The sequence below is a fragment of the Cupriavidus sp. KB_39 genome (assembly GCF_052114485.1).
Classification (GTDB): Bacteria; Pseudomonadota; Gammaproteobacteria; order Burkholderiales; family Burkholderiaceae; genus Cupriavidus.
The window spans coordinates 1-663 of the sequence record NZ_JBFREV010000157.1; the positions used below are offsets into that span (position 1 = coordinate 1).

A 663-nucleotide genomic window follows, 5' to 3' on the forward strand; every position below is an offset into this window, starting at 1 on the left:
ACTATACAGCGAGCCAGGGCAATGGCCTGCATCCGAAAAAAAGATCCTGCCCAGTGCGGTGGCCAGATATATGTGAGCCTCTTCTTCGACGGCACGGGCAACAATATGGACTGGGAAGAGCCAGGCCTCGGCACCACTCAGATGGCGGCGGGGAAACATAGCAACATTGCTCGCCTGTACAAAGCGAGTTTTGAAGATCTTAAATCTGGTTTCTTTTCCCAGTACATACCAGGAGTCGGCACCCCTGTCCCTGAGATTCGCGACACTGGTGGCTCGCTTGGCCTTGCGGCGGGGTATATGGGCGCGGACAGGATTAACTGGGCGATACTGAGTATCCTGGATTCGGTACACGAGTACCTGACGGAAACTACCTTGTTCGGCACYGGTCAAGTTGGAACCGTCGCTAACCTAGCGAGCAAGACTGGCTTCGAAACTCGATATCGCCGTAGGGTGATGGACACCTGGGAGAAGCGACTGAAAGCGGTCGTAAAGGACCGCGAGCGCAAGGTCACGCACATCAACATCGCCGTGTTCGGCTTCTCACGCGGCGCGGCCACAGCGCGCGTGTTCGCCAACTGGCTTCTCCAGTGGCTGGAGCAGGAGGATGGCGGCTACCGCCTCGCCGGCATTCCGTTGCGCATCTATTTCATGGGCCTGTTCGAT

General features: G+C 57.3%; 1 protein-coding gene. It reads left to right on the forward strand.

The genetic code is table 11. From position 1 onward, the window contains the following. Nucleotides 1-21 precede the first annotated feature (21 nt). On the forward strand, nt 22-663 hold a 642-nt coding region (locus tag AB4Z27_RS29270), incomplete at its 3' end, for a phospholipase effector Tle1 domain-containing protein (protein ID WP_441646010.1).